The organism is Kribbella sp. NBC_00482, assembly GCF_036013725.1.
In the GTDB taxonomy this organism is placed as follows: domain Bacteria; phylum Actinomycetota; class Actinomycetes; order Propionibacteriales; family Kribbellaceae; genus Kribbella.
The window spans coordinates 3,178,091-3,198,620 of the sequence record NZ_CP107881.1; the positions used below are offsets into that span (position 1 = coordinate 3,178,091).

The following is a 20,530-nucleotide window of genomic DNA, read 5'->3' on the forward strand; positions in this document are numbered from 1 at the left end:
AGGGGGAAACCGAGATGACCATGACCTACGCACAGCCCCTCACCCGGCGCTACACCCGCGCCCGGCTCGCCGTACCCGCCTTGTGGCGCCAGGTGATCCGGACCAGCGACAAGGTGGAGCACGCGGTGGCGGAGCCGGACCGCTCCGCGCATACGCAGCTGGAGATCTACGACGGCGTACTGGCCGCCTTCGAGCGCCGTGACGAGGTGGCAGTGGTACTGCGGGCTTCCGCGGACCGTGTGACCGCCGTACGACGTCTGCGCGAGGAGTTCGCCCTCAGCCACCTGCAGGCGACCGCGCTGATCGACCTGCCCCTCACCACCGAGTGCCGCAACCGCATCGCCCACCGCGCCGACGAGCTCCGCACAGCCCTCGGCCGCTGACTCTGCATCCTCCGCGCGAGCCGCATCTCGGTGGTCGCGGCTCGCGTGGACCTGCGGGGTTTGCGTGCCGTGGGGAGGATGGAGGGGTGATCACGATGGAGCAGGCCGGACGACTGCGCAAGGCCGGGGTGCTGTGGGCACCGGCGGCCGGGGATCGTTTCGCCGTACCGGACCGGGACATGGACGACGACGTGTTCGTGGTGAGCGACATGACCGTCGAGGTGCACGACTACCAGGGCAGCAAGGTGATCGGGTTCAACGGCACCACCGAGTGGGCCCTGGACAGCATCGAGCAACGCGAAGTCATCTGGCTCCCGCGTGAGGAGCAGCTCCGCGCTCTCCTCGGCTCGCACTTCCGATCCCTCGAAGCCACCCCGGACGGCTACCGAGTCACCCTCACCAACAGCACCCACACCTCAGACGACGCCGAACAGGCGTACGCCGAAGCAGTCATCCAACTGCTCGACGCCTAGGGTGTCGACCGCCAGTACTGCTTCTTGTCCTTGTCCTTGACGCTGTAGCCGAGGTTGGCCAGGTCGGTGCGGAGCTCCCGCAGGTCGGCCTTGCCCTTGTCGCCCTGGTCGAAGGCCTTGGAGCGGGCCCGGAGGAGCGCGTTCGCCGCGGGCGAGAGGTCCGGGTCGCCCTCGACCCAGCGCCGGAACTCGGACTCGTGCGGGTCGCCGGAGTCCGACCACGGGTAGCCGTGGGAACGGAACGCCGCCGGGATCCGCTTCGCCTCGGACTTGAGCTGATCGTGCTTCTCCCGGGCCAGCTCACGCGACGTCGCGTCCTGGAGGACGATCTCCTTGCCGTCCAGGAACGCCACCGCGACCTTCACCCGCGGCACCGTCACCGTCTTCTGGTTCTTCAGGAACTCGACCGACTGGCTGGTGATCGTCACCTTCATGGTGTCGTCGAGCGCCATCCCGGCCAGCAGTACGCCGGCCAGCAGCCCGACGGCCACGCAGATCACCACGACCCACCAGCTGTCCCACGCGGCGATCAGCTTCAGCGGACCCTGGAACGGCACCCACTGCCGCCCGGCCGCCCAGTCGGCGATCCGCGGCAGGAAGAACCCGAGCACCAGGCCGGCCAGCGGCAGCCCGCCGAACAGCAACGTCTTGTCCGCGGCGGAGTGGCCGATCACCGTGCGATCCGCAGTCGTAGACCCCATGGACCGAACGTAACGTGACGGCCTGAAACTAAAGTATCGACCGACGGCAACCGAAGGAGCCATGTGACGGACGGGATCTGGCTGCGCTTCCTCAGCGGCCCCGACATCGACGGGTTGGGGCTGACCCGGCTGGAGATTGTGGACGCCGTGGAGGACGCGGTCCGCGAGCACGGCGAGGGCCGGACGAGCTTCGAGCCGCGGATGCACCTGATGCCGAACAACGGCGGGATCGGCCATTTCAACGTCCTCCGCGGGCACCTCGACGGCCTCGGCGAGCACGGGGTCAGCGGGGTAAAGGTGGTCGGCGACTTCGTCCCGAACTACCAGAAGGGTCTGCCCAGCGAGCTCGCGATGGCGACCCTCTTCGACCCGACCACCGGCGTACCTCTCGCGGTCCTGGACGCGACGATGATCACCGCGGCCCGCACCGGCGCGATGACGACCGTCGGCGCCCGCCACTTGGCCCGCCGGGACAGCAAGATCCTCGCGCACGCCGGCGCCCGCGGTACGGCGTGGTGGAACGTGACGATGCTCGACGACCTCCTCGACCTCGACGAGATCCGGGTGACGTCGCGACGGCCGGAGTCCCGGGAGAAGTTCGCCGCGGAACTCTCCGCGGAGCTGACCACGCCGGTCCGCGTGTGCGCGACCGCGGAGGAGGCCTTCGACGGCGCCGACGTACTCGTCGAGGCCACTCGTCTCACTGAGCCCGAGCCGCTGCTGCGGACGGCGGCGGTCCGGCCGGGCGCGTTCGTCGTACCGTACGGGACGGTCTCGGCGGTCGAGCTCGATCTGCTCGACGTGATGGACAAGGTGGTCGTCGACGACTGGCGGGAGGCGCAGTCCGGGCGATTCGGGTCGCTGCGCCGGCACGTGGACAGCGGGCGGCTGTCGCCGGAGACGCTGTACGCCGAGATCGGGGAGATCGTCGCGGGCCGCAAACCCGGCCGCGAGAACGATGCCGAACGCAACCTCTTCTGGCACCGCGGCCTGTCCTTGCTGGACGTCGCCATCGCCCACCTGATCCTCCGCCGAGCCGAAGCCGCCGACGTCGGCACGATGCTCCTCTTCCATTGATGACAGAGCCACTGATGATCATCAAAGAACCCGCAGAACTGGATCCGGCCGGCCCCGAGCAGATCGAGCTGGCACCGGCTCTCCTCGAGCATCTGGCCACGATCCGCGCCGCCGCCCTCGACACCCTCCGCTCCGGTCGGCCTGTGTACGGCGTCAACACCGGTATGGGCAACCTGAGCAAGGTCCGCCTGACGGAAGACGAGCAGCGGGTCCACCAACGCAATCTCCTCCTGGGCAGAGCCGTCGGCGGCCCACCCTGGCTCCCACCCGACGAATCCCGCGCCGTCCTCATCGGCCGCCTGAAAACCTTCCTCACCGGCGACGCGGCCGTCTCGATCGAACTGATCCACCAGTTGGTTGCCCTCATCAACAACGGCCCTCTCCCGAACATCCCGGCGGAAGGCGCCGGCTCCGCAGGCGAGATCATCCCGCTCGCGCACGCGTTCGCGTCCCTGGATCCCGGTCCAAAGGAAGGCATCGCCTTGCTGGCCGGCATCCCCGGCGCGACCGGCCGAGCCGCACTCCACGCAACCAGAGCACACCGCTTGGCGGATCACCTCACCACCGTCGCGGCCGGGGTGATCGCAGTCATCGCCGCCAACCGGGACCCGTATCAACCGCTCGCGGCACGTGGGGACGACGAGCTGGGGGATGAGTTCGCTCGGCTTCGAGAGCTGGCGGGCCCCGAGCCGGAGCCACGCAGTCTGCAGGCGCCGGTCTCGTTCCGGGTCGCGGGGCACGTGAACGCCCACCTTCGGCGGACCCTGCAGCACTTGGACGACGCGGTGGATCGGGCGTTCACAGGCGTGACGGACTCACCGGCGTACCTGGACGGCGAGTTCGTCGGCACTGCCGGCTTTCACGGGATCGATCTCGCCGCGCACTGCGATCACCTGACAACCGCCCTGGCACACGCCGCCGAGGTCTCGACAGCACGATTGCACCGCCTGCTCGACCCGAACGTCACCGGCCTCACCGCCCAACTCGCCCGCGACCCAGGCCCGCAGGCCGGTCTGGTCGCCGTCCACAAGCGCGCGGTCGCGACCACCCACCAGCTCCGCCGCCTGACGTTGCCCACGGCAATCAGTACGGCGGAGACGTCCAACGGTCAGGAGGACGTGCAGACGTTCTCCTGGGAAGCGGTCGGCAACCTCGGCGAAGCGATCCGCCTCACCCGCGAGACCACCGCCTGCGAACTACTCGCCGTACGCCAAGCTTTCGCCCTCTCGCCCCGCAAGATCCCCCCAGGCCTCCAAGACCTCATGCAGGCAGTCGACGCCGCCGTACCCCCGATCGACGCGGACCGCCCCTTCGGCCAGGACCTAACCAAACTCCTCACCGACGTGCTGTAACCGGGGATATCCGACGGTGTTGTGCCTTCTCTCTTGGTGTGCGGGGGGCTGGATGTGTGATGTGCAGGTCGACAGGTAGTGCACCGGCGGGACGGTGTACGCGTGGACGCTTTCACGCTCAGGTGCACTACCCGGCGACCCGACACATCCTGTCGAGCTGCAGAAGAGCCCGTTCAGCCCTTTCCGGCCAGTGCGTTCTTCAGCATTGGGACCAGCTTTGGTAGCGCGTACTTGATTCCGAGGGGGCCGCCGATTGACATCGCGCTGGAGAACTCGCCGCTCGGGGTTGCCGTGTTGATCACCGGGGCGCCGCCCCAGTACGCGACGTGGCCGGACTTGACCGTCGGTAGTGCGTTCCAGACCTTGTCGTTGACGAGCGCGGGATCGAGTTTGCCGGCGCCGTCCAGCGCGGCCATGAAGATCACGTCGGCGTTCAGCTTCGGAGTCAGCTCAGGCGAGATCTTCACGTAGAAGTCGCCGTTCTCCAGCGCGTCGATCTGCGGGTTGGTCTTGAACCCGAGCGAGGTGAGCAGCCGCATCCGCGGGTCGGACGGGAGCCAGGCGTTCAGACTGTTCGCCGAGTACACGCCCGCGGTGATGACCTTGCCGGCGAAGTCCGGGTTCGCCTTCGCGGTGTCGGTCAGCAAGGTCTCGGTGTCCTTCACGACCTGCTCGCCCGCACTCGCCGTACCGGTCGGCTTGGCGATCTCGCGGACCTGGTCCTGCCACGGCACGCCGTACACGTTCTTGGTCCCGGCAGGCGCCGCGATCGTCGGCGCGATCGCGTTCAGCGTGTCGAACTGCTTCTTGTCGTTGATGGTGTTGACGTAGATGATCAGGTCCGGCTGCAAGGCCGCGATCTCTTCGTACTTCGGCTCGGACGCGTTGATCAGCTTCGGGGCCGGCCTGTCACCGAGTGCGGACTTCACCCAGCCGCGGAGTTGCGTGTTGCCGAACCAGTCGGCGCCCGCGACCGGGATCACCCCGAGCGCGATGGCCGCCTCCATGTCGCCGCCGCCGAGCGTCACCACCCGCTGCGGTTTGGCCTTGATCGTGGTCGAGCCGTACAGGTGGTCGATCGTCACCGGGAATCCTGCGGTGTCACCGGTACTCGCGGCGGAGTTCTTGGTGTCGTCCTGGCTGCACGCGGCGAGTCCGGTGCTCAGGGCGAGTACGGCGATCGCGACGGCCGCGACGGACCGGATACGGGACAGAGCCATGGCGGACGGTTCCTCCGAAAGGCGTTGGAGGTAAGCCTAACCTGACTAAACCCCGTTCAGCGCGGGGGTTGATCGGAAAAGCGAGCCGACACGCAGGCCGTAGTGAAGCCGCAAGTAGCCCGCGGCGGGTCTGTGTCGTTGGGCTGATGCGGGGATCGGCGACGGTGAGTGGAGGAGTTCTCTTTGAAGCGGTTCGTGGTGCCGCCGAGCTGGCCTTCCCCGCCTCGGCGCAACTGGGTCCCGCCGACGACCTGGCGCCCGGATCCGTCCTGGCCGCCGGCTCCGGAGGGGTGGAAGTTCTGGGTCGACGGCAAGGGGGAGCCGGTCCTCGGCCCGATCGGCCGGTACGGCGGTCCGTCCCGCCGAGCCGCGTACGCCGCAGGGGCCGCGATGATCGTGTTCGCCGGAGTCAATCTCTGGGCGGTGCTCGTGATCGGCCAGTTCGGTGGACCGGATGACTCGGCGGCGGTGAAGTTCGTCGAGGAATCGCCGTCCCCGGGTCCGGTGGTCAGCTCGACGAGTCCCGTCGTACCGCCGCCGACGACCACGCCGCCATTGGTACCGCGGACGATCCTGGTACCGAGTGAGCGCCCGACGACCCGCCCGACCCGGCGACCGACTCAGCGCCCGACCCGCACGCCGACCGCGACCAAGACCACCCAGCGGACCACGCCGAAGCCGACGCGCACGACCACCAGTACGACGACCGTGAAGCCGTCGCGTCCGACCGGCACACCGTCGACGCGAGAGCAACTCCTCCGGCAGTACTGCATCGACCGCGGCATCGACCCGGCCTGGTGCGATCCGGACAACTGGGAGCAGACGCCTGGTTGACAGCCGGGGCGGCCGGGAGCATTCTTAACCATATGGTTCTTAAACCACATGGTTATGAAGACGGTTTGACCGGCGTCTTCGCGGCGCTCGCGGACCCGACCCGCCGGGCGATCCTGACCCAGCTCAAGCACGGCGACGCGACGGTCGCCGAGCTCGCGGCGCCGTTCGACATGTCGCAACCGGCCGTCTCCAAGCACCTGAAGGTCCTCGAGCACGCCGGGCTGATCAGCCGCTCGCAACGGGCGACGGCCCGGCTCAGTCACCTCGAGGCCGAACCGCTCCGGGCGGCTGTCGGCTGGTTGATGGACTACCGGGCCTACTGGACGGAGAGCTTCGACCGTCTCGACGATCTGCTCGACGACCTGAAGGACGAGTCGTGAAGGTCATCGCGGAGCCGGGCATGCCGCAGGTCGTCATCATCCGGGAGTTCCGGGCGCCGCGGCAGTTGCTGTTCCGCGCGTACACCGAGCCCGACCTGGTGAAGCGCTGGCTCGGTCCAGCCGGGCTCGAGCTGGTCGTGAACCAGCTCGACCCGCAGCACGGCGGTCGCTGGCGCTGGACGCACTACGACGGCGACGGCAAGGGCTATGTGTTCCACGGGCTGTACCACGGGGAGCCGACGCCGGACCGGATCGTGCAGACGTACGAGTTCGACCACGCACCAGGAACCGTCTACCTGAACCTGATCACCTTTGACGAGGCCGACGGGGTCACCACCCTGACCCAGAACACCGTGTTCTTCGCAGTCGAGGACCGCGACCTGTACGTCGACGGCGGCATGGAGCGCGGCATCCGCGCGTCCATGCGGCAACTCGACGACCTCGTCACCGAACTGGCCAAGGAGGCCAACTCATGATGCTCAACGACAAACAGGCGATCGTGTACGGCGCGGCCGGACCGATCGGCGGCGCGGTCGCCAAGGCGTTCGCTGCCGAGGGTGCGACCGTTCACCTGGCCGGACGTACGGCGGAACGCCTCGAACGGATCGCGGACGAGATCCGCGCCGCGGGCGGCAAGACCGAGGTCGCGGTCGTCGACGCGTTCGACGAACGATCGGTCGACGACCATGCCGCGGCGGTCGGCCGGATCGACATCTCGTTCAACCTGATCGGCCACACGCAGTACTTCGGTACGCCGCTGATCGACATGTCCCTCGCCGATGTCGAGGAGCCGGTGCGGAACATGCTGCGCACCTTCTACCTCACGTCCCGCGCGGCCGCCCGGCGCATGGTCGAGCAAGGATCCGGCGTGATCCTGACCTTCGGCGGGTACGGCGACCCGGCGGCGAACCTCGGCGCGTTCCAGGCCGGCTTCGGTGCTGTCGAGGCGTTGCGGCGCAGCCTGGCGCGCGAGCTCGGACCGCACGGCATCCGGGTGATCACGTTGCAGACCAACGGCATACCGGAGTCGAATCCGGACACCTACCCGGAGGACTTCCGCCGCGAGGTCGCCGAGCAGACCGCCGCCCAAACCATGCTCAACCGCGCGGCCACGCTCTCCGACGTAGCCGCCATCGCCACCTTCGCCGCCTCCGACCGCGCCGCCTCCATCACCGGCACCGCCATCAACCTCACCGCCGGCGCCGTCGTCAATTAGGTCCTGTCTGGCAATCCATCGCCTACTGCGGGGCACTCGGCACGGCACCTCCTCGCTACGGCGCTGGATCACCAGACAGGACCTAACTCAGGAAGTCGATCGTCCGGGAGTCAGAGGCCTGGTAGACAGGCCAGGCAATCGCGAGATCCTGCCACGGCAGTCCGACGGGCGCGTAAACGGTGACCTCATCCGCCGATCGGCGGCCGGCGATGGCTCCGGTCAGTACCTCGGTCAGCGTCGCGTGGGCTGCATCGGCCGACAGTCCAACGTTGCCCAAGGCGCCCATCTGTGCGGCGAGGGCGCGGTCGTCGACGATCACGCGGGCGGCCGTCAGCAAGTCGGCGGACAGTTCCACCTTCCCGGGCTCGTCGGCTCCCAACGTCGTGAGATGCGACCCAGGTCGGACATCGGCCGCGGTGAGCAACGGTTCCCGAGACCAGGTGGCCAGTACGACAACCTCGGCCGCGGCAGCCACCTCCCGCGGGTTGCTCACCACCACACCCGGAATCCCTTGCCGGGCAAGGAATTCCGAGGCGCGCTCTGGTACGACGTCGTACACAACGAGGCGGTCGACCTGCCGGAGGGCGGCCAGCCCGGCGAGTGTCATCGCCGCCTGAGCACCGGTCCCGATGATGCCGACCGTTCCTGGCGGAGCCAGGGCATCCGTGGCGAGCGCGGCTGCCAGGCCGGTGCGCCAGGCGGTGATGGTGGAGCTGTCGAGGACCGCGAGGAGCGTGCCGTCGGTCAGGTCGTGGAGACAGACGACGCCACGGAGGGCCGGCGTGGCACCGGGGAACTTGGCGTTGACCTTCACGGTGTACGCCGGGATGCCCGGGATCACGCCCGGCAGCAGCGCGGTCGCCGTACCGGGACCAGGTAAATCGGTCCGGATCCGCAGCGGCTCGATCTCACTCGACTGCAGGAATCCGGCACGCAACGCCTCGAGCACAGCAGGTACGTCGAGCGCCCGCAGAACGTCCGACCGGGTCAGGAGAGCCGTCATCAGACAATGTTCCGCTCGGGCCGGACGGTGGAGCGGAAGCGGTCGGCGCTCAGTGGAGTGATGTCGACGAACGGTTCCCGGCCCAGGTACAGGTCGCGGATCACCTCGCCGACAGCAGGTCCCTGCAGGAACCCATGCCCCGAGAACCCTGTCGCATAAAGGAATCGCGAGACCCCGTCCGCCTCGCCGATGAGGGCGTTGTGGTCGGGGGTTACCTCGTACAGGCCGGCCCAGCCGCTGGTCAGCCCGACGTCGAGGAGCGAAGGCGCTCGTCGTGCCATCGCCTCGGTCAGCCGGGGGATCCACGTGTCCGTGCGGTTCAGGTGGAATCCGGGCTCTTCGTCGGGATCGGACATGCCGACGAGGAGCCCGGGACCTTCGCGGTGGAAGTAGAACGTCGTACCGAAGTCGATCGTCATCGGTAAGCCGGCAGGTAGTCCCGGGACCGCATCGGTCACAACGATCTGCCGCCGCAACGGAACGACCGGCAGGTCCACCCCCACCATGTCACCGAGCTGCGCGGACCAAGCACCTGCCGCACAGATCACCGTCCCGGTCCGAATGTCTCCGCGGTTCGTCCGCACCGTCGTCAAATGGTTGTCAGAAGCATCGATTCCGAGCACCTCGCACCCGGTGATCAGCCGTGCCCCGAGTCGTCGGGCGGCCGACGCATATCCGAGTACGACGGACTCCGGCGTGCAGTGCCCCGCGCTCGGTGAAAAGCATGCCCCGACCAGGCCGTCCGGCGTGACGACCGGCGCCAGCGCGACCGCCTCGTCGACCGAGATCATCCGCGTCGGAAGGCCTGAGCTCTGCTGCAACCTGTTCTGCAACGCGGTGCTCTCGCGGAAATGCTCGACCTGCTCCGCGCTGTCCAGCAAGAACAGATACCCGACCCGATGCAGATCGATCTCCTGACCGGGACGTTCGCCGAAGCGTGCGAACGCCTCGAGACTGCGGGCGCCCAGCGCGATGTTCACCTCGTCCGAGAAGTTCGCCCGTACTCCACCTGCCGCTTTACAGGTGGAGCCTGACCCGAGTTCGTTCATCTCCAGCAACACCACATCCCGCACACCCGCCTCGGCCAGGTGAAAGGCGATGCTCGTCCCCATCACCCCACCACCGACAACCACCACGTCGGCGGATTCCATCAGGGGAGCTGGAACGACAGGTCGGCCTCGACCGTTTCGGTGTCCATCTGCGCCTTTTGCAGTTTGCCCGAGTAGTCCCAGTTCATCGACTGCCAGCGGGTGAACTGGTCGAGGACCCACATCCCGCTTTGCCGGGAGCCGTTGCCGGACTTCCCGTTGCCGCCGAACGGCAGGTGCGCCTCGGCGCCGGACGTCGAGTTGTTGACACTCACCATCCCGGCCGAGATCCCCTGCGCGAACCGGAACGCCTTGTTCGGGTCGGTCGTGTAGATCGAGCTGGACAGCCCGTATCCGGACTTGTTGCCCAGAGCAATTGCCTCGTCGAGCGTCGAGTACGGCGTGAGGCTGACGACCGGCCCGAACGTCTCGTTCAGGAACAGCTCGTCATCGGCCTGCACGTCGGCCACGATCGTCGGGTGGTAGAACAACCCGGTCGCCGGATCGCCGACGAACCCTGCTCGCGGGTTGTCTGCCGTGACCCGGCCGGTCCGGCCGATCACCCGGTGGTGCGCCGCGATCCACCCCAACGACTTCTCGAACCCGGCCGCGAACTTCTCGTCCAGCAACGGCCCGAACAGCACGTCCTGCGTCGGGTCGCCCATCGCCGCGCCCGCGGTCGCCTGCCCGAAGCGGTCCAGGAACTCGTCGTACACGGACCGGTGCACGATCGCCGTCCCCAACGACGTGCACCGTTGTCCCGCCGTACCGAAGCCGGAGAACAACGCGCCCTCGACGGCCAGGTCCAGCTCCGCGTCCTCGGTGATCACCATCGGGTTCTTGCCGCCGAGCTCCAGGCACGGCGTCTGCAGGTGCCGACCGCACAACTCGCCGATCCGGGTGCCGACCGCACTGGATCCGGTGAACCCGACCTTGTTGATCAGCCCGGCCTCCAACGCCTGCTCGAGACCGCTGAACGTGTCCGGCCCGTCGGCGTACACCAGGTTGAACACCCCGGCCGGTACGCCGGAGTGCGCGAAGATCTCGTAGAACGCGTCCGAGACGACCGTGGAGTACTCCGCCGGCTTCCAGACGACCGTGTTGCCGCAGAGCAACGCCGGGACGATGTACCAGGACGGGACCGCGACCGGGAAGTTGCCGGCCGTGATCACCGCGACGGTGCCGACCGGGCGGCGGAAGGTGAACAGCTGCTTGTCCGGCATCTCCGACGGCACGGTCTGCCCGTACAGCCGCCGGCCCTCGCCGAGGAAGAAGTCGCAGGTGTCGATGATCTCCTGCACCTCGCCGAGCGCCTCACCCAGAGGCTTTCCGATCTCCCGGGTGACGAGCGCGGCGAGCCGGTCCTTGTTCAGGGTCATCAGCCGGCCGACGTTCGAGATCACCTGGCCGCGTTGCGGCGCCGGGGTCGCGGCCCACGCGGCCTGCGCGGACCGGGCGGCTTCGGCGGCCTGCACGAACACTTCCGGCCCTGCGCTGCCGATCGTCCCGACGACGTCGCTCAACTGTGCGGGGTTGGTCGATCGAGTGGTCCGGCCGGGCTTCTGGACCCGCTCTCCGGCAACTACGGACAAGATCACGGACGACACAGATGGGTCCTCTCGCTCAGGGACTTAGGGGGTGCAGCCCACCCTCCGTCATCCACCCCGCCGTTGCCAACCCTCGTTCGCGGAAGTGGCAGACCGTTAATTGTCGTTGAATGCGCGACGAATATCGCTCGGGTAGCTAATCAATCGCACGAGTGATGATATTGGATACGGTGAGATTCTCTCGGTCCGTATCGAGTCCGGTCATTAATTCACGATTCCTGATATCGGATACAAGTGTTGCCGTGCGACCCGAACAGGCATAGGTTCGAAGTTGGGGATCCGGTGAGGATTTCCGCTGGTCGGGTGGGGAAAACGTCGATTCTGGCTTGCCTGTCGGCCAGTCGCTCCGGCTTGCCTGCGGTGGTGTTTCGCAGTGCGCCGAAAATCAATCAGGGGGTATTTGTGTAATGGCTGACAATTCGGGCCCGCGTCCGCTCGAGCTGAAAACATTGGCGGCGGCACTGGAAGCCGCTGGCCAACCGTGGGAAATGGCGTACACCTCGATCACGGCCCTCGAGGAGAGCGAGCGCGTGATCCGGCTGGGTGTCCCGCCGCGTCCGGAGCTGCAGGAGACGGCTGCGGCCGATGCCGCCGCGGCGATCGCGGCGAAGGCAGAGAACATCGGCGCTCCGGCCGCGTTCGACGTACGCAAGGTCGGCGGCGTCAGCTACGACTCGCCGGTGAAGGATCAGGGCGGCTGTGGTTCCTGTGTCGCGTTCGGCACCGCAGGCGCCACGGAGGTCGTGTTCAAGTACACGCGGCGTACGGCCATGCCGCTGGATCTGTCCGAGGCTCAGCTGTTCTACATCTACGCCCGGTCCGAAGGGCGGAACTGCGGCAACGGCTGGTGGCCCGAGCGCGCACTCACCCATGCCAAGGCGACCGGCGTCACCTTCGAGAGCCACTACCCGTACACCGCCGGCGACCAGGACGGGAACACCAAGATCAACGCCGACTGGCCGAACCAGCTGGTCAAGGTGACCGACTGGGCCACGATCTCCGGTAACGCGCTGCAGATGAAGGAAGACATCTCCAAGTACGGCGCGGTGACCGCGTGCTTCAACGTCTTCCAGGACTTCTTCAGTTACCGGACCGGCGTCTACAAGCACGTCACCGGCAACCTCGCCGGCGGCCACTGCGTCGTCCTGATCGGGTACGACGACGCGCAGCAGTGCTGGATCGCCCGGAACAGCTGGGGTGTCGGCTGGGGCGACTCGGGCTACTTCCGTATCGGTTACGGCGAGTGCGGCATCGAGTCCTACCAGACCTGCGCCGTTCGCGGCGTCGCGCTGACGGCCTGGCTGCCCAACCAGCTGGTCACCGCCCTGTGGAGCAACGAGGCCGACGCGAACCTGTGGGCGTACGGCGCCCAGCGCGGCTGGGTGCACCTGGACAGCGGATCGCCGGTCACGTCCCACGCGATGGCCTCCGAGCTCGCCGCTGCGAAGGCTCTCGGCCGCCAAGTCGGGCTGTACGAGAACAACGGCAGCGTCACACAGATCTACGCATGGTGAGGAGCCGATCATGACCACCACTACCAATACCCACGCCGGACCGACCCTGACGCCGCCGGGCGAGCTGTCCACCTCCGAAGCAGGCGGGCTCGCGGCACCGACCATCACCGATGAGCAGATCGCCGCGCTCAAGGTCGAGTCGGCAGCCGGACCGACCCTGACGCCGCCGAGCGCCGCAGGTGCCCAGACCGGCGAGGGCGTCACCGTCAGCTGGCACACGAACGTACAGATCGACGCGCTGTGGTCCATCGACCAGACGCGCAACGCGTTCGTGCACATCGTCGGCGTCGGCTGGAAGAAGATCTTCAACGGCCGCGACGGCTCCTTCCAGGCCCTGGTGACACTGGCGAGCCAGGCACGACAGACCAACCGGCCCGCAAGCCTGCGAGAAGAGGCCGACGGGATGATCTACGAGATCTACCTCTGGTAGTCCACGAACACCGTGGCCCGGGGCCGGCGCGCCAGCCGGTGTCCGGGCCACCGGTCTGTCTCAGCTCACTCGAACCCTGAGTCGCCGTTCCTCGAGCGCGCCGGACTCCCACTCCCGGGCCAACCGGAAACCGACCTGCCAGTCACCCGATTGCTCCGCTCGCAGCTGGAACAGATGCTCCCCGCCCGCACCAACCGCCCCGTCCGCCGCCACACGGCGGTCGTCCGCGAGGCCGAGTCCCTCTCCGCGCTCAGCAATGGACCAGACATAGCCCGTGGTGCCGTTCTCCGGCAGTCGCACCGTCACCGTGTCGTGGACCGCCACCGACACGTCCTCGCCCCCTGCAACCACCTCTACGTCAGCCATAGCCCACCTTAGGTCCTGTCTGGCAATCCATCGCCTACTGCGGGGCACTCGGCACGGCACCTCGCCGCACGGGTGCAAAGGCCACGATGCTCCGCATCGAGACCTTCGCCCCCGCACGCCGAGCCACCGCACCGAGCACCTCCTCGCTACGGCGCTGGATTACCAGACAGGACCTAGGTCGGCGGCGGCACTTTGTGATCGGGGTAGAGGTCCGGGATCGGGATCGGCATCCGCCACAGGTGGGACCCGGGGTGGATCATGCCGTGCCGAATGGCGACGTACCGGAGCAGGCGGAGCGGACCGGCGATCAGTACGACGGCCAGCGGCAACTCGACCAGCAACGCGCTGAGCAGCGCCTGGGTGAGGTCGCCGCCGCGCTGGCTGGTCATCACGTCGAACCAGGCGTCGCAGATCAGCAGGACGCCGGACGCGAACGCGGTCGGGAACACGAATTGCTTGCGCTTCCAGCCGGCCAGCGCGGTCAGCACCAGCATCGTGAGCAGCAGGATGTCGAACCCGACCCAGGTCGCGACCCAGTTCCGCGCGACGTAGTGACTGGGCAGGGTGATCGCCAGGTACACGGTCCACGGGATCAGGGCAGCCGCGCAGACCAGCATCAGGACCGTCCGCCACTTGCGGATCCGGTCGATCGTCCGCAGGGACGGCAACCCGGGAGGCTGCGGCGCGAGCCGCAGGATCAGCTCCCGCCGCTCCTGCGGTGTCATCGCCGCGATCTCCTCGTCGGTCAGCTCCACACCCTGAAGTATGCCTTGTGATTCCATTCACAAGCCGGTATTCTGTAGTTCACAGGAACCGTCAGATGGGGAACTGACCATGACCGAGCGCAAGCCACCGGGCATGAAGACCCAGGACTGGGTCGAGGCTCAGATCAAGCGAGCCCAGCAGGCCGGCGAGTTCGACGACCTGGCAGGAGCCGGGAAGCCGCTGGAGTTGGCCGACGGGCACGACCCGGACTGGTGGGTGAAGGACTTCATCCGCCGCGAGAACATCGAGACCGACGCGTTGCTGCCGTCGGCGATGCAGCTCCGCAAGGAGAAGCAGCAGGTCCACGAGAAGGTCCGCGGGATGCGCCGCGAGTCCGACGTCCGTGAGTACCTGGCCGAGCTGAACAAGCGGATCCGGCTCGCTATCCGCGACACCACCGGACCGGTCGTGCCGACAGGCCTGGTGGACGAGGACGTGGTCATCGCCCAGTGGCGGATGGAACGCCCCGCACGCGAACCGCTTCCGCGGCCCGCCGAGGAGCCTCGCCCGAAGAAGAAGTCCTTCTGGCAGCGACTGTTCAGCTGAGTAGTTCGCGGGCCGCCTTCTCGATGGTCTGTTCGCTCAGCAGTACGTCGTGCGCCGCCGCTCCGAGCGGGACGTACGAGTCGTAGCTCGTCACCCGGGCCAGCCGCCCGGCGTACCCGTGGTCGATCAGCGTGGCCAGGACGCCTTCGGACACGCCGCCGGACCTGCGGGTCTCGTCGGCGACCAGTACCCGACCGGTGATGTTTGCCTCGCGCAACAGATCCTCGACCGGCAACGGCGCCAGCCAGCGCAGGTCGAGGACCCGGATCCCCGGCACCCGGGCCGCCACTCGCAGGCTCATCGGTACGCCGTTCCCGAATGTGACGATCGTCAGCCCGGTGCCGTCGCCGTACGTCCGGCCGCGTCCGATCGGCACCGGCTCGTCGGGGTACGGCGCCAGCCACTGCTCGTCGCCGTCCTCGTACAGGTCCCGGCGGTGGTAGAGCGCGATCGGCTCGAGGAACACGCTGACGGTGCCGGACGACCGGGCCGCCGCCGTACACGCGTGCAGCATCGCGGCCGCGTCGTCCGGACGGGACGGTGACGCGATCACGATTCCCGGGATGTCCCGCAGGACGCCGATCGCGTCGTCGTTGTGGAAGTGACCGCCGAAGCCCTTCTGGTACCCGTAGCCGGCGATCCGCAGCACCATCGGGTTCGCGTACTGCTCCTGCGAGAAGAACTTCAGCGACGCCGCCTCGCCGCGGAGCTGGTCCTCGGCGTTGTGCAGGTAGGCGAGGTACTGGATCTCGGGGAGCGGCAGCAGGCCCGAGACGCCGGCCCCGAGCGCGAGCCCCAGGATCGACTGCTCGTCGAGCAACGTGTCGAAGACGCGGGGCGGCCCGAACGCCTTCTGCAGCCCACGGGTGACGCCGTACACGCCGCCCTTGCGACCGACGTCCTCACCGAAGACCATCGCCTCCGGGTAGGACGCCAGTACGTCGCTCAGCGCGCGGTTGATCGACTGGCTGAGCGTCAACGGTTCCGCGGCGGGGGTCCGCTGCGGCAACGCCTCGGCCACCGCTTCCGGCGCGGGGAAACGCAACGGCGCGGCGACGGCTTCGGGCGAGGTGAGCTGGGGGAGGCCCGCGACCTCGGCCGCGATCCGCAGTGCCTCGGCGTGCTTCTCGTCGTACAGCTCGATGATCTCGTCGGCGGTGTAGCCGGCTCCGAGCAGGTAGCGCGCCGTACCGAGCAGCGGGTCGAGCTCCTCGTCCGCGGCCAGCTCCACGGGTGAGCGGTACGCCGCCTCGACGTCGGAGCCCGCGTGGCCGAGCAGCCGGACTGTGCGCAACCGCAAGAACGCCGGGCGCCGGTTCCGCCGTACGAACGTGGCCGCCTCGGTCGCCATCGACAGGGCCGCGTCCAGGTCGGTGCCGTCCGCGTCGAAGTACCGCAGGCCGGGGCGCGAACCGTACGCCTGCCGGATCCAGCCGTCCGGGGTGCGCACGCTGATCCCGATCCCGTTGTCCTCGCAGACCAGCAGCAACGGCATCGGCAGACCCTGGTACGACGCGTGCAGGGCAGCGTTGATCGCGCCGGTCGCGGTCGAGTGGTTCGCGGACGCGTCGCCGAAGCTGGTCACCACGATCGCGTCCGACGGCCACGGAGACGGTACGCCGAGCTTCGCCGACCGGTTCAGCGAGAACGCGACGCCCATCGCCCGCGGCAGGTGGGAGGCGATCGTCGACGTCTGCGGGATCACCGACAGCTCGTGCCGGCCGAAGACCTTGTGCCGGCCGCCCGCGATCGGCTCGCTGGTCGCCGCGGCGACGCCGAGCAGGATGTCGCGCAGGCCGTCTTTCGAGCCGCACTGGGCGGCGCGGGTCAGGTAGAAGGCGCCGGACCGGTAGTGCAGGAGGGCCGGGTCGGTCGGCTCCAGAGCGGCGGCGACAGCCGCGTTGCCCTCGTGACCGGCCGAGCCGATCGTGTAGAAACCGGTGCCCTGGGACTGCATCCAGCGGGCCGCGAGGTCCGCGTGCCGGCTGCCGAGCTGAGCGTCGTACAGGCTGCGGAGCAGCTCTGCGTCGTGCTCCCACGGGGCCGGGGCGAGGCCGCGGACGCGTTCGGCGAAGGTCCTCATTTCATCCATGATCCGGGATCACCGCGCCGAACACAGCTCCGCCCACGAGTTGAACAGGTCACCCTGTCACCCGGGGGAACCGCGCTTGGGGGTTGTTCGTTCTAGGAGGGAGGGGGACTCTGTGGGGTGTGGTGACGGTGAGTGAGCCTTGGTGATGCAGCTTTCCTGGGTACGGCGGGTGGGGATCGCGGCCGGTCTCGGAGTCGGGACAGCCGGCGCGCTCGCCGGTGTCCTCCTGCTCGGTCCGCTGGCGGCGTCGATCCTGCTGGTCGTGGTGTTCGTGCTGGTCTGGCCGCTGGCCGCGGTGGTCCGGCACGTGACGGACGATGCGCCGTACGGCTCGGCGGCCGTGGTCGCGAGCGCGGCCGCCGCCGCGGTGCTGTGCCTGCCGGGGCTGGTGCGGCTGCTCGCGTGGGGTGCACTCGGGGTGGTGACGGCGCTGATCCTGGCCGCACTGTTCGTGTTGATCGACCTCGCCGTACCCGATCGGGCTCCGCGGGTGCGTCCGTCGCGTAAGCAGCGCAAACTGGTGCGCCTGAGCGAGGTGCAGCTCGTGGAGGACGAGAAGCTGATCGCGGCGTTGCAGTGTCCGCTGTCCATCGAGGAGCTCTGCGGGGTCTGGTCCGAGACCGCGACGCAGCTCGGCCAGGGCGCCGATCCCCGCGACCGGCAGGCCGTCGCCGAGGTCCGCCGGATCTGCCTCGACGAGTTCGAACGCCGCAACCCCGACGGCTTCCACCGCTGGCTGGACGCCGGCGCCCCGTCCAACCCCGGCCACTACCTCCTCGGCAACAGCAACAACTAGGCAGCCTTCTTCTTGCTGCGACTGGTCTTCTTCTTGGCCGTCGTCTTCTTTGTGGTGGTCTTCTTCTTCGCTCCGCGGGCCTTGCGGGCCTCCTCGACGCTGGCGCGGAGGGCGGCGACCAGGTCGGTCGGGTTCGTCGCCTGCGGTTCCTCCTCGGAGTAGACGACGTCCTTGCCCTGATGCTTGGTCTTGACCAGTTTCTTGACCCGCTCGGTGTACGTGTCCTCGTACGAGGCCGGCTTCCACTCGCCGCTCATCGCCTCGATCAGGTCGACCGCCATCGACAACTGCTTGCCGGCGCCGGCCTTGCGCGGCAGATCGCCGAGCTCCTCGTCCGGATCGCGGATCTCGTCGGCGAAGAACATGGTCTCGAGCACGAGCACCTTCTCGTCGGCCCGGATCGTGGCCAGGTACTCCTTGCCGCGCATCACGAACTTCGCGATCCCCGCACGGTTCGTCTTCGCCAGCGCGTCCCGGAGCAGCGCGTACGACGAGGCGTTCTCGGGATCCGACGGGCCGAGGTAGTAGCTCTTCTGGAAGTGCATCGGGTCGATCTCGTCCAGATCGACGAACGTGTCGATCTCCAGCGACCGGGACTTGCCCGGCGCGATGTCGTCGAGCTCGTCCGGCTCGACGATCACGTACTCGCCGCCGCCGACGTCGTGACCCTTCACGATCTTCTCGTACGGGACCTCGCGGCCGGTGCGTTCGTTCACCCGCTTGTACCGGATCCGGTCCGACGTCCCCTTCTGGAACTGGTGGAAGTCGATCTCGTGTTCCCGGGTCGCGCTGTACATCCCGACCGGTACCGAGACCAGGCCGAAGTTGATGTACCCGCTCCAGATCGCCCGTGCCATCGCCGGCTCCTCTCCGCCGCCCCGGCCGGTACCCAGTTCAGAGGCGGTTGTAGCGCTTTCGGGCCTCGCGGCTTTCTTTCTGGGCGTCGCGGGCGGCTCGGCGGGCCTCGTCGAGTTCGGCGCCGATGCGGTGGACCCCGGCCTGGGCCTCGGAGAGCGCTTCGCGGGCCTTGTCGAGCTGGGTGTCCAGCTCCTCGACCTTCGCCTCGGCTGCCTGGGCAGCCGCGACCGCCTCCTCGAACGCCTCCTTGGCCACGGCGCGCTCCGCCGCCTCGCGTTCGTCGTCCTCCGCCTGCTTGCGCTGGGCGGCTTCGCGCTCGTCCTCGGCGGTCGCGGTTTCGGCCTGTTGGGCCTTCCGGCGGTCGCGGGCGGCCTGGCGGCGCTCGTCGGTGAGCGGGGTGACGTTGGACGGCTCGCCGTTCTCGTCGACGACGCCGAAACCGACGTGCCGCAACGCGCTGCTCAACCGGCCCTCGCGTACGGCGTCGCCCGCGGCGGGATCCACCAGCGCGGCGTCCAGCGTCTCGCGCAACTTCTGGCCGACGTCCGGGCTGACCTTCTGGCCTTCGTCGGCGGCCAGCCGGGCGGCCTCCTTGGACAGCTTGTCCAGGAGCCGGTGGCGCTTCGGCGTCAGGTCCCGCAGCCGCTCGCCGTCGAGATCGGCGGTCGCCTCCCGGAACTCGTCGCCGAGCGCGAGCAGGTCGTCGAGCTCGTCGGGCAGTGTGCGGGCGACCAGGTTCGTGATCCAGGCCGCGACCGTCGGCTTGCGCAGCGCCTTCAGCCGGGTCGAACCGCTCGCGTCGCCGCCGGCCTTCAGCTGCTTGGCCAGCTCGTTGCGAGTAGCAATGAAGTCGGCCGCCGGCGCCGCATAGACCGCATCGGCCGCCTCCTCGTAATCCACGAAGGCGACGCTACCTGAATCAGCAGCTGCTGTGGCCTCGTTGCTGGGCCAGTTCGGTGCGGAGGGTTTCGAGGATGCCGCGGAGCAGGCGGGAGACCTGCATCTGGCTGACGCCGAGTTCGTGGCCGATCTCCTCCTGCGTGAAGCCGTTGCAGAAGCGGAGCTGGAGGATGCGCTTGTCCCGCTCGCCGAGGTTCGCGACCGCCGGTGTCAGGGTGTGCACGTTCTCGACCAGGTCGTAGCCGTCCTCGGCGTCGGCGACCGTCTCCAGCAGGCTCGTCCCGCCGTCCGACGTACCGGGCGCGTCCAGCGACAGCGTGCTGAAGCAGCCGCGGACCGAGGCGGCCTCGGCGACCTCGGACGGATCGGTGCCGAGCGCTGCCGCGGTCTCCTCGTCGGTCGGCACGTGGCCGAGCCGCTGGATCAGCTCGGGCTCCGCGGCGGCGATGTTGCCCTGCATCTCCTGGACCCGGCGCGGCGGCCGGATCGTCCAGGCGCAGTCCCGGAAGTACCGTTTCAGCTCACCGCGGATCGTCGGTACGGCGTACGACAGGAACGCCGACGACGCCTCCAGCTTGTAGCCGTTGGCGGCCTTCACCAGGCCGAGGTACGCGACCTGCTCGAGATCGTCGGCGTCGACGCCCTTGCTGCGGTACCGCGAGGCGATCGATCTCGCCACCGGCGCGTTCAGGAGGACGACCTCGTCGAGGCACGCCTGGTGCCGGGGGTCCGGGACGCTGTCCGCCTCGAGCAGCAGCTCGTGGGTGGCATCGGCGATGTTCTGCTTGTTGCGTTCTGCAGTTGCGATCGTCACGGGAGATACCTCGTCGTGTCGTCGTGCAGGCCTAGTGGCAGGGGCTGAACCACTAGCTCCACCAGATCAAACTCGGCCGGAGCTTTCAAGTACCCGACTGTTACGGGTGTTTGAA

Annotated in this window: 23 protein-coding genes; 12 read left to right on the forward strand and 11 right to left on the reverse strand. The window is 68.3% G+C overall.

What is annotated here, in order from left to right; genetic code table 11:
* Positions 1-14: 14 nt before the first annotated feature.
* On the forward strand, positions 15-383 hold the full coding sequence (locus OHB24_RS15750) for a hypothetical protein (protein WP_327639765.1): 369 nt from the start codon (positions 15-17) through the stop codon (positions 381-383).
* Between the two features lie 95 nt (positions 384-478).
* On the forward strand, positions 479-856 hold the full coding sequence (locus OHB24_RS15755; protein ID WP_327641073.1) for a pilus assembly protein CpaE: 378 nt from the start codon (positions 479-481) through the stop codon (positions 854-856).
* Here OHB24_RS15755 and OHB24_RS15760 read toward each other — a convergent pair.
* Positions 853-1,557, reverse strand: a complete 705-nt coding sequence (locus tag OHB24_RS15760; protein WP_327639766.1) for a YqeB family protein — start codon at positions 1,555-1,557, stop codon at positions 853-855. The genes OHB24_RS15755 and OHB24_RS15760 overlap by 4 nt on opposite strands.
* A gap of 63 nt (positions 1,558-1,620) precedes the next feature.
* On the opposite strand from OHB24_RS15760, the gene OHB24_RS15765 reads away from it, so the two are divergent.
* Together OHB24_RS15765 and OHB24_RS15770 are read left to right on the forward strand one after the other, a co-directional pair.
* Positions 1,621-2,634 (forward strand): ornithine cyclodeaminase family protein, encoded by a 1,014-nt coding sequence (locus tag OHB24_RS15765; protein ID WP_327639767.1) that lies wholly within the window; start codon positions 1,621-1,623, stop codon positions 2,632-2,634.
* Positions 2,634-3,986 carry an aromatic amino acid lyase gene (locus OHB24_RS15770; RefSeq protein ID WP_327639768.1) on the forward strand — a complete coding sequence of 451 codons (1,353 nt, stop codon included), beginning with the start codon at positions 2,634-2,636 and terminating at the stop codon, positions 3,984-3,986. The genes OHB24_RS15765 and OHB24_RS15770 overlap by 1 nt, the downstream gene beginning before the upstream one ends.
* Positions 3,987-4,159: 173 nt before the next feature.
* Here OHB24_RS15770 and OHB24_RS15775 read toward each other — a convergent pair whose 3' ends face one another.
* Positions 4,160-5,206 (reverse strand): ABC transporter substrate-binding protein, encoded by a 1,047-nt coding sequence (locus OHB24_RS15775; protein ID WP_327639769.1) that lies wholly within the window; start codon positions 5,204-5,206, stop codon positions 4,160-4,162.
* 183 nt (positions 5,207-5,389) lie between these two features.
* Here OHB24_RS15775 and OHB24_RS15780 point away from each other — a divergent pair, with 183 nt between their 5' ends.
* From OHB24_RS15780 to OHB24_RS15795, 4 genes are all read left to right on the forward strand, one after another.
* On the forward strand, positions 5,390-6,040 hold the full coding sequence (locus OHB24_RS15780; protein ID WP_327639770.1) for a hypothetical protein: 651 nt from the start codon (positions 5,390-5,392) through the stop codon (positions 6,038-6,040).
* A gap of 65 nt (positions 6,041-6,105) precedes the next feature.
* Positions 6,106-6,420 carry an ArsR/SmtB family transcription factor gene (locus OHB24_RS15785; RefSeq protein WP_327639771.1) on the forward strand — a complete coding sequence of 105 codons (315 nt, stop codon included), beginning with the start codon at positions 6,106-6,108 and terminating at the stop codon, positions 6,418-6,420.
* On the forward strand, positions 6,417-6,896 hold the full coding sequence (locus OHB24_RS15790) for an SRPBCC domain-containing protein (RefSeq protein WP_327639772.1): 480 nt from the start codon (positions 6,417-6,419) through the stop codon (positions 6,894-6,896). Before OHB24_RS15785 ends, OHB24_RS15790 begins: the two co-directional genes overlap by 4 nt.
* On the forward strand, positions 6,893-7,636 hold the full coding sequence (locus OHB24_RS15795; RefSeq protein ID WP_327639773.1) for an SDR family NAD(P)-dependent oxidoreductase: 744 nt from the start codon (positions 6,893-6,895) through the stop codon (positions 7,634-7,636). The genes OHB24_RS15790 and OHB24_RS15795 overlap by 4 nt, the downstream gene beginning before the upstream one ends.
* A gap of 82 nt (positions 7,637-7,718) precedes the next feature.
* Here OHB24_RS15795 and OHB24_RS15800 read toward each other — a convergent pair whose 3' ends face one another.
* From OHB24_RS15800 to OHB24_RS15810, 3 genes are read right to left on the reverse strand one after another with little or no spacing between them, the layout of a single operon-like run.
* Complete coding sequence (locus OHB24_RS15800; RefSeq protein WP_327639774.1) at positions 7,719-8,639, reverse strand: ornithine cyclodeaminase family protein; 921 nt, start codon at positions 8,637-8,639, stop codon at positions 7,719-7,721.
* Complete coding sequence (locus OHB24_RS15805) at positions 8,639-9,790, reverse strand: NAD(P)/FAD-dependent oxidoreductase (protein ID WP_327639775.1); 1,152 nt, start codon at positions 9,788-9,790, stop codon at positions 8,639-8,641. The genes OHB24_RS15800 and OHB24_RS15805 overlap by 1 nt, the downstream gene beginning before the upstream one ends.
* Positions 9,790-11,334 (reverse strand): aldehyde dehydrogenase family protein, encoded by a 1,545-nt coding sequence (locus tag OHB24_RS15810; RefSeq protein WP_327639776.1) that lies wholly within the window; start codon positions 11,332-11,334, stop codon positions 9,790-9,792. Before OHB24_RS15810 ends, OHB24_RS15805 begins: the two co-directional genes overlap by 1 nt.
* A 407-nt stretch (positions 11,335-11,741) precedes the next feature.
* Here OHB24_RS15810 and OHB24_RS15815 point away from each other — a divergent pair, with 407 nt between their 5' ends.
* Positions 11,742-12,848, forward strand: coding sequence for a C1 family peptidase (locus OHB24_RS15815; RefSeq protein ID WP_327639777.1), 1,107 nt, complete (start codon positions 11,742-11,744; stop codon positions 12,846-12,848).
* A 10-nt stretch (positions 12,849-12,858) separates the two neighbouring features.
* The gene (locus OHB24_RS15820; protein WP_327639778.1) at positions 12,859-13,278 is read left to right on the forward strand and encodes a hypothetical protein; all 420 of its coding nucleotides are present in this window, start codon (positions 12,859-12,861) and stop codon (positions 13,276-13,278) included.
* A gap of 60 nt (positions 13,279-13,338) precedes the next feature.
* On the opposite strand, the gene OHB24_RS15825 is transcribed toward OHB24_RS15820, so the two are convergent.
* Positions 13,339-13,644: a protease inhibitor I42 family protein gene (locus tag OHB24_RS15825; RefSeq protein WP_327639779.1), complete on the reverse strand. Its 306-nt coding sequence runs from the start codon at positions 13,642-13,644 to the stop codon at positions 13,339-13,341.
* Between the two features lie 173 nt (positions 13,645-13,817).
* The gene (locus OHB24_RS15830; RefSeq protein WP_327639780.1) at positions 13,818-14,399 is read right to left on the reverse strand and encodes a hypothetical protein; all 582 of its coding nucleotides are present in this window, start codon (positions 14,397-14,399) and stop codon (positions 13,818-13,820) included.
* A gap of 79 nt (positions 14,400-14,478) precedes the next feature.
* Here OHB24_RS15830 and OHB24_RS15835 point away from each other — a divergent pair, with 79 nt between their 5' ends.
* Positions 14,479-14,955, forward strand: coding sequence for a J-domain-containing protein (locus OHB24_RS15835; protein ID WP_327639781.1), 477 nt, complete (start codon positions 14,479-14,481; stop codon positions 14,953-14,955).
* On the opposite strand, the gene OHB24_RS15840 is transcribed toward OHB24_RS15835, so the two are convergent.
* Positions 14,948-17,038 (reverse strand): thiamine pyrophosphate-dependent enzyme, encoded by a 2,091-nt coding sequence (locus OHB24_RS15840; protein ID WP_327639782.1) that lies wholly within the window; start codon positions 17,036-17,038, stop codon positions 14,948-14,950. The genes OHB24_RS15835 and OHB24_RS15840 overlap by 8 nt on opposite strands.
* A gap of 154 nt (positions 17,039-17,192) precedes the next feature.
* Here OHB24_RS15840 and OHB24_RS15845 point away from each other — a divergent pair, with 154 nt between their 5' ends.
* On the forward strand, positions 17,193-17,843 hold the full coding sequence (locus OHB24_RS15845; protein ID WP_327639783.1) for a hypothetical protein: 651 nt from the start codon (positions 17,193-17,195) through the stop codon (positions 17,841-17,843).
* Here the strand turns inward: OHB24_RS15845 and ku are convergent.
* Genes ku through OHB24_RS15860 form a run of 3 tightly spaced genes read right to left on the reverse strand, consistent with a single transcriptional unit; the run spans position 17,840 to position 20,415 of the window.
* On the reverse strand, positions 17,840-18,700 hold the full coding sequence (ku, locus tag OHB24_RS15850; protein ID WP_327639784.1) for a non-homologous end joining protein Ku: 861 nt from the start codon (positions 18,698-18,700) through the stop codon (positions 17,840-17,842). The genes OHB24_RS15845 and ku overlap by 4 nt on opposite strands.
* 37 nt (positions 18,701-18,737) lie before the next feature.
* Entirely contained in the window at positions 18,738-19,601 is an 864-nt protein-coding gene (locus OHB24_RS15855) for a hypothetical protein (protein ID WP_327639785.1), read from the reverse strand.
* Positions 19,602-19,620: 19 nt separating this feature from the next.
* Positions 19,621-20,415: a sigma-70 family RNA polymerase sigma factor gene (locus OHB24_RS15860; protein ID WP_327639786.1), complete on the reverse strand. Its 795-nt coding sequence runs from the start codon at positions 20,413-20,415 to the stop codon at positions 19,621-19,623.
* Between the last annotated feature and the right edge of the window lie 115 nt (positions 20,416-20,530).